Origin of the sequence: Aquiflexum sp. (genome assembly GCF_041749095.1) — a bacterium.
Taxonomy (GTDB): domain Bacteria; phylum Bacteroidota; class Bacteroidia; order Cytophagales; family Cyclobacteriaceae; genus Aquiflexum.
Genome location: NZ_JBGTCA010000186.1, coordinates 1 through 6,577 on the forward strand (window position 1 = coordinate 1; position 6,577 = coordinate 6,577).

The 6,577-nt window shown below is 42.4% G+C and carries 5 protein-coding genes; 4 read left to right on the top strand and 1 reads right to left on the bottom strand.

The genetic code is table 11. From position 1 onward, the window contains the following. Nucleotides 1-574: 574 nt before the first annotated feature. Together ACEW8O_RS09050 and ACEW8O_RS09055 are read left to right on the top strand one after the other, a co-directional pair. On the top strand, nucleotides 575-1,003 hold the full coding sequence (locus ACEW8O_RS09050; protein ID WP_373494303.1) for an Hsp20/alpha crystallin family protein: 429 nt from the start codon (nucleotides 575-577) through the stop codon (nucleotides 1,001-1,003). 180 nt (nucleotides 1,004-1,183) lie between these two features. Then, on the top strand, nucleotides 1,184-2,680 hold the full coding sequence (locus ACEW8O_RS09055) for a Do family serine endopeptidase (RefSeq protein WP_373494304.1): 1,497 nt from the start codon (nucleotides 1,184-1,186) through the stop codon (nucleotides 2,678-2,680). 318 nt (nucleotides 2,681-2,998) lie between these two features. Here the strand turns inward: ACEW8O_RS09055 and ACEW8O_RS09060 are convergent, their stop codons facing one another. Continuing rightward, nucleotides 2,999-4,777 (bottom strand): glycoside hydrolase family 9 protein, encoded by a 1,779-nt coding sequence (locus ACEW8O_RS09060; protein ID WP_373494305.1) that lies wholly within the window; start codon nucleotides 4,775-4,777, stop codon nucleotides 2,999-3,001. 219 nt (nucleotides 4,778-4,996) lie between these two features. Between ACEW8O_RS09060 and ACEW8O_RS09065 the strand changes: the two genes are divergently transcribed. Further along, nucleotides 4,997-5,737, top strand: a complete 741-nt coding sequence (locus tag ACEW8O_RS09065) for an SDR family oxidoreductase (protein ID WP_373494306.1) — start codon at nucleotides 4,997-4,999, stop codon at nucleotides 5,735-5,737. A 29-nt stretch (nucleotides 5,738-5,766) separates the two neighbouring features. Continuing rightward, nucleotides 5,767-6,447 carry an aldehyde dehydrogenase family protein gene (locus tag ACEW8O_RS09070; RefSeq protein ID WP_373494307.1) on the top strand — a complete coding sequence of 227 codons (681 nt, stop codon included), beginning with the start codon at nucleotides 5,767-5,769 and terminating at the stop codon, nucleotides 6,445-6,447. Nucleotides 6,448-6,577: the final 130 nt, after the last annotated feature.

Sequence of the window (6,577 nt, forward strand, 5' to 3'; positions counted from 1 at the left end):
TTTTCTGAATGTTTTTTCAAAAATGTTGGGGACTACCATTGACAGATTATTGATAAGTGCAATTATTTATTGGTTTTACATTAATTTTACTCAAATTAATCATATATAAGCCAAAACCAATGTCATTACATTTTCTGTACATTTCCAAAATGTTAATTACTACCAATGACAGATTATTGATAAGTGCAATTATTTACTGGTTGTACATTAATTTCGCTAAAATTAATCATATATAAGCCAAACCAATGTCATTATATTTTCTGAACATTTCCAAAATGTTAAATACTCGGAATGACGGATAACATGATGTCATTACCTATTATGAACAATAACACATTGTTGAAAACTCGGGATGACGGCTGCCTAGCGGGCAACTTGATGCCATTCCTTTCCTGAATATTTTTAAATATTGGGGACTACCAATGACGTAAATGCAATATTTCTGTCAACTTGACTGAGTAAAGAACCGATTATAGTCAAATTAAGCCATAATGTCCTGATTTGAAGAGTGGTATATTATTTATTGAAATCAAGATTGAAAACATTCTTCAATAAACACAAACCAAATATCACTATGAAACTTGTAAAATATAACCAGCTTGAACCCAATTATCCGACCACTTTCAGCAATATGTTGGATAAGTTCTTCAATGATTCCATCGGTCAAAACGTCAAACAATTTACCCCTGCGGTGGATATTGCAGAAGATGAAAAACACTACGAGATCCAAGTATCTGTGCCAGGGATGAAAAAGTCAGATTTCAACCTTGAGGTAAACGACGGCAGATTGACCATTTCGGGAGAAAGAAAAATGGAAGAAAAGAAAGAAGGAAAAAACTATCATTCTCTGGAAACCCACTACGGATCATTCAGCAGGTCTTTTTACCTGCCTGACAATGTCAAAGAAGACGGCATCGTAGCCGCTTATGAGGACGGATTGCTGAAAGTCAGTCTTCCCAAAGAAGAGAAAAAAGTAAATAAATCGAAAATTGAAGTAAAATAAAGGCTAGTGGGGAAACCCACTTCCTTTTTTTTTGTTATCCTCTCAGATACTCACTACTTAAGCACTTTCCTGTTAAACGTTGTTAAAACAATCTGCCAAATAAAAAAATAAGCTTGGTTTTTGATAACGGGACTATCTAAATTACGTGTACCAAAAGACAGAACTAAACCAGAGACAAAAATGAATAAAAAGCAGTTTTTCCTTGGAATCATCCTTGCTTCATTGATCGGAGGCGTAGTGGCACTTGCAGGGGCAAGCTACCTTTCGAAGCAAAATTCCGCAACTAATTTCGCCGACAAGCAGGACACTAGTTTGGTCAGTTGGCTTTCGAACGATAAATTCATCATCCCTGACGGGATTAATTTTGTGGCATCCGCACAAATGGTAACCCCGGCAGTAGTCCATGTCAGAAGCAGTGTGACAGTCACCCAAGGACAAAGAGGTGCTGATCCTTTTGAAGAATTTTTTGGATTCAGATCTCCTGAAAGGGCACCTAGCCCAAGAGAAGGAAGGAGTTCCGGTTCGGGTGTGATCATTTCCGCAGATGGATACATTGTGACCAACAACCACGTGATCGAAAATTCTTCCCGAATAGATATATCGTTAGAAGACAATACAAGGTATTCGGCAAGGGTAATCGGTACTGACCCTACAACTGATTTAGCCTTGCTCAAAATTGAGGCGACTAATTTGCCTTTTGTAAGGTTTGGAGATTCTGACAAAACAAGAGTGGGTGAATGGGTATTGGCTGTTGGCAATCCTTTTGACCTTACCTCCACAGTGACAGCAGGTATCATCAGTGCAAAAGCAAGAAACATAGGAATTTTGAGAGATTTGGAAAACAATCTTCAAATTGAATCCTTCTTACAGACCGATGCAGTGGTCAATCCGGGTAATTCCGGAGGAGCTTTGGTCAACTTGGCCGGAGAACTGATCGGAATCAACACCGCTATTGCTTCAAGAACCGGTACATTTAATGGCTATGCCTTTGCAGTACCAAGTTCCATCGTCAAAAAAGTAATGGATGACCTATTGGAATTCGGTACCGTTCAAAGGGGTTTATTGGGTGTGCAGATCAGGGATGTAAGTCCTGAATTGGAAGAAAACCTCGGTGAAAAATTTGATGTTGCCCGTGGTGTGTATGTAGTCGATGTCAACGAAGGCAGCGGAGGTGAAGAGGCAGGTCTGAAAAAAGGAGATATCATTATCGGTGTTGATGGTTCTGATACTTACAATGTAGCCCAACTACAGGAAATGGTGGCAAGAAAACGTCCAGGGGATAAGGTTGATGTCAAATACCTGAGAAAAGGAAAAGAATTAACTGCAACTGCAACTTTGAAAAATATTTCAGGGGATACCAAGATCATTCGAAAAGAACTTCCTGTTAGAATGACGTTTGGAGGGGTGACATTTGAAGATGTCAAACCTGATGTCAAAACAAAACTCAAACTGAACGGTGGTGCCAGTATCATTGACATTTCCAATGACGAGTGGAAAAAGTCCGGTGCCAAAGTAGGGTTTATCATTACCTCAGTCATTGGTACTGAAGGAAGATACCGCATCACAGGCGCAAATGACCTATCCCAAATCCTTAATGAAAGTAAAGGCGAAGAATTAGTAATTTTGGGAGTTTATCCAAACGGCCAGGAATACTACTTCGAAGTCAAAGTTGAATAAAGAATTCGTTTGGTTTTTTACTAACAAAGCTGGCCTTAAATTTCAGGCCAGCTTTTTTTTATGAATGGAGGAGGAAAGTAAGAAGTGTTTGATGTCAGATGTCGGATGACCGATGTTTAGTGAATCTTCATTAAATGGTTCCATAGCAAAAATGTAGAAGAGAGGAAAAAGGTTGTCCTTGTCACTTCGATCCGCCGCGGCGGAGAGAAGTCTGTTCCGGGTTTAAGGGTTGCAGATCTCTCCTACCGTCGAGATGACAAGGCAAACGCAATTGTTACTCTTGAATGCTTTTTTATAATCTAATATTTTCACCCCCCCCTACTCCCTACCAAAATGCACAATCATCAATATCGCCCCGGCGGTGCCATCCATGGTGGGTTCGTTGGTGCTGTAGTCGCCTACATCGTCGTGGTAGACCACATGTTCGTTTTGAAATGCGGCAAACTTATCGGGTTTCCATAATGTCAGGCCCAGCAGGTTATTGTAGATGGAAGTATAAACAGGGCCATCCACCAATCCACCGGGAACTTCCATCCCCAACAGTACATAAGGGGCAGTATGCACTTCCACCGGAAATTCCCCTCCTTCGGGAATTCCTGTAAACATGGAACTCCCCCATGGATTTTTTCCGAACAACCAATCCCTTTGGGATGCGAGAAAGGGTTCAAATTGCTTGTCACCTGACATTTTTTCATAAAGGATCACCTGGGTGGCCAAACTTGTCAGCAGGTTATTGCTGCACCAGATAAAGGGCACCCCGATATGAAAAGGATTTTTCTGCGCCCGCTTCATGGTATAATCAATACCATCTTTATAATATCTTTCCAGAGTCTTTTTGAAATCTTCATCCACCAACTCATGCAGTGAAAAGTGCCCCATATTGATAAAAGGGTACAACTGATAATGGGCAGCGGAATCCCTGACTGTCCAACTGTCGGCAGTATTACTTTGCAGCGCATAGGATTTGGCTTGCTCCAGGTACTTGCTTTCTTGGGTCAGTTTGTAGAGTTCTCCGGCACCCCATTCCATATCATCCGCCCAGGTTTCCTCATTGTAGCGGTAAGGTGCCCCATAGGAATTACCTTGCTGAAAGCCTTCTTTGTCCCTTCCCAATTGATACAATGAGATGGCGGCCCTTTTGCACTTTTCTGCAAATACAGGATCTTTCAGATCCCTGTCCCAAATCCTTGCAGCCAAGGCCATGGCAGCGGCACTTCTTCCGGCCAGGTTGGCAACACCTGTTGCTTCGCTCTGATACTTGCTCAAACCTTGTGGTCTGCCTGTGGCAAAATAGCCCACACGGTAGGAGTTTTCACCCCAGCCATAATCCGCATTGTCCTGATTGGGGATCTTAAAACCTCTATGGTCCCGGTCATCGGCCACTTGATGAAAAAGCTGATCGGGTGCGGGATGCATTTTGTGGATCCAGTCCAGACCCCATTTGGCCTCATCCAGTATGTCAGGAATTCCGTTCGCACCGGGCTGACCCATGGCATTGACCCTGTCTTCAAACCTATCAGGGTACATCTCATAGGCCATCAACAAATGGGCAGTCGCATAACTGGAAGTGATCAGGTATTTCAACTGATCCCCTGCATCATGCCAACCTCCACTCAGGTCAACATAAGTGCTGTCCGGCATAGGACCAAAAAAAGCACGCCCATCCTTCTGATGACAGACCATATCCAAAGTAGGATTATAACCACAGCGCTGCTGCCGCATAAACTCCAACAAAGTCTCCTGATAACCCGAATAGGCCTTGGATGAAATTAGAAACGATCCAGAAGTAATCCCTGATTTTTTTCCTTTCAATACATATTCCCCCTCATCCCTGAATCCCGAAAAATCCACTTCCCAATACAAAAACCCTCCCCAGGCATCCTTTTTAAGTTTAACAGCTTTGATATCCAATACGGTTTTTCCTGTTTCGACATCCACCAACAGGAAATTCTCCCTGACCGCTGCTTTGCTGAACACCACCGCAACCTTGCTGTCCTCAGGGAGGTAGCCGACTTGGTTGATGCGGATATGGATTTCTTCGGCTTCAGGCGTGAAGGAAAGGTTGAGGAGAAAAGTGAGGAGGATTAGGTATGGCATGAGGGTGGGTTGAGGGCTGGGGTTAAATTTTCTTACAAGGTTAAGATCCAATTTAATCAAATCTTTTCCGGGTAAATCGCCTCTGCGGATCTCTTGCAGATTTGGACAGTACCAAGATGTTATAAATATCTACCAATAATCTATAATGGTTATTGCCGTAGGTATAAATAAGTTTAAAAAAATGCTCAAAGCAAATTTTGTAAACCAAAAAAATAATATATGGACTTAAAAAACAAAGTAGTAATCATAACAGGAGCATCCAGTGGAATAGGAAAAGCTACCGCGATGAAACTGGCCAAAGAGGGTGCCTCTGTGGTATTGTGTGCACGAAGTGAAGATGAATTGAATCTATTAAAAGAAAAAATTGAGAAAAATGGCGGAAAGGCATTGGTCGTAAAAACGGATGTAACCAATCCTGCTGATCTTGAAAAAGCTGTTTCTCAAACCCTGGATGAATACGGATCCATCGATGTACTGATCAATAACGCGGGACTGATGCCTCTCTCTTATGTCGAAAAACTCAAGACCGATGAGTGGGAGAAAATGGTAGATGTCAACATCAAAGGCGTACTCAATGGGGTGGCAGCGGTACTGCCCACGATGCGTAAAAATAAGAGCGGACATATTATCAATATTTCATCTTCGGCAGCGCACAATTACTTTCCCGGAGGGGCAATTTATTGCGCAACCAAGGCAGGTTTCAAAATGTTTTCTGAAGGATTAAGGAAAGAGTTGGCACCGAGGTATGGAATAAACGTGACCTCCATAGAGCCTGGTGCGGTGGACACAAGCCTGTTTGAATCCATCACCGATGATGACATCAAGGAGAAACTGAAAGGAATGAAGGAGATGACCAAACTCGAGGCTGAGGATATTGCAAATTCCATTTTCTACGCCTTAAACCAGCCCGACAGAGTAAACATCAACGATGTGTACCTCATGCCAACAGAACAAAGCTAATTAGTAAGAACCATAAAAACATAAACAAAATGAGTGAAGTAGGAACAAAAGAAACAGTAGAGACCATCAATCCCTTAACGGGTAAGAGTCTCGAGCACTTTGAATACATGACCGATGATGAGGTAAATGGGGCAATTTCAAAATGCCATCAAGCCTTTAAAACGTGGAAGGCCGTTTCTCCTGAAAGTCGGGCTGAAAAGATCCGAGCTATTGGAAAAGAACTGGTCAATGCTAAGGAAGAGTTGGCGCAATTGATGACCGATGAAATGGGGAAGACCCTAGTGCAAAGCAGGCAAGAGGTGGATTTATGTGCTGCCATTTGTGAATATACTGCTGAGATCGGACCTGACGAATTGGAAACCGAGGAACGGGATATGGTCAATGGCGTAAGAGGCCGTGTTTCATATGCCCCCATCGGGGTGGTTTATGGCATTCAGCCCTGGAATTATCCGAGCTATCAAGTGGTACGGTACTCCATAGCATGTCTTATGGCCGGTAATGCGGTTCTATTAAAGCACGGCTCAAACGTGACCGGTTCGGGTAAACTGCTGGAGCGCATTTACCAAAAAGCCGATATCCCGGATGGTTTGTTTACTGTGTTGGTGATCAGTCACGATCAGTCCGATGAGGTGATAAAACATAAACTGGTACGGGCAGTCACATTCACAGGTGGTCCGGATATCGGAAGACATATAGGACAGTTGAACTAAACCTCCTTCGTCGGTAGTTTTATTACGATTTAAAGGTCTGTTTTTCAGTAATATAACTTATTTTTATTCTATGTTTAACCTTTAATTCATTTAATCATGGAAAAAAAAGTTTGCGTCAAAAGATGTACGA

Excerpts from the sequence above, each read along its gene's own strand:
- ACEW8O_RS09060 (WP_373494305.1), bottom strand. The coding sequence starts at position 4,777 with ATGCCATACCTAATCCTCCTCACTTTTCTCCTCAACCTTTCCTTCACG.
- ACEW8O_RS09050 (WP_373494303.1), top strand. The coding sequence starts at position 575 with ATGAAACTTGTAAAATATAACCAGCTTGAACCCAATTATCCGACCACT.
- ACEW8O_RS09070 (WP_373494307.1), top strand. The coding sequence starts at position 5,767 with ATGAGTGAAGTAGGAACAAAAGAAACAGTAGAGACCATCAATCCCTTA.
- ACEW8O_RS09055 (WP_373494304.1), top strand. The coding sequence starts at position 1,184 with ATGAATAAAAAGCAGTTTTTCCTTGGAATCATCCTTGCTTCATTGATC.
- ACEW8O_RS09065 (WP_373494306.1), top strand. The coding sequence starts at position 4,997 with ATGGACTTAAAAAACAAAGTAGTAATCATAACAGGAGCATCCAGTGGA.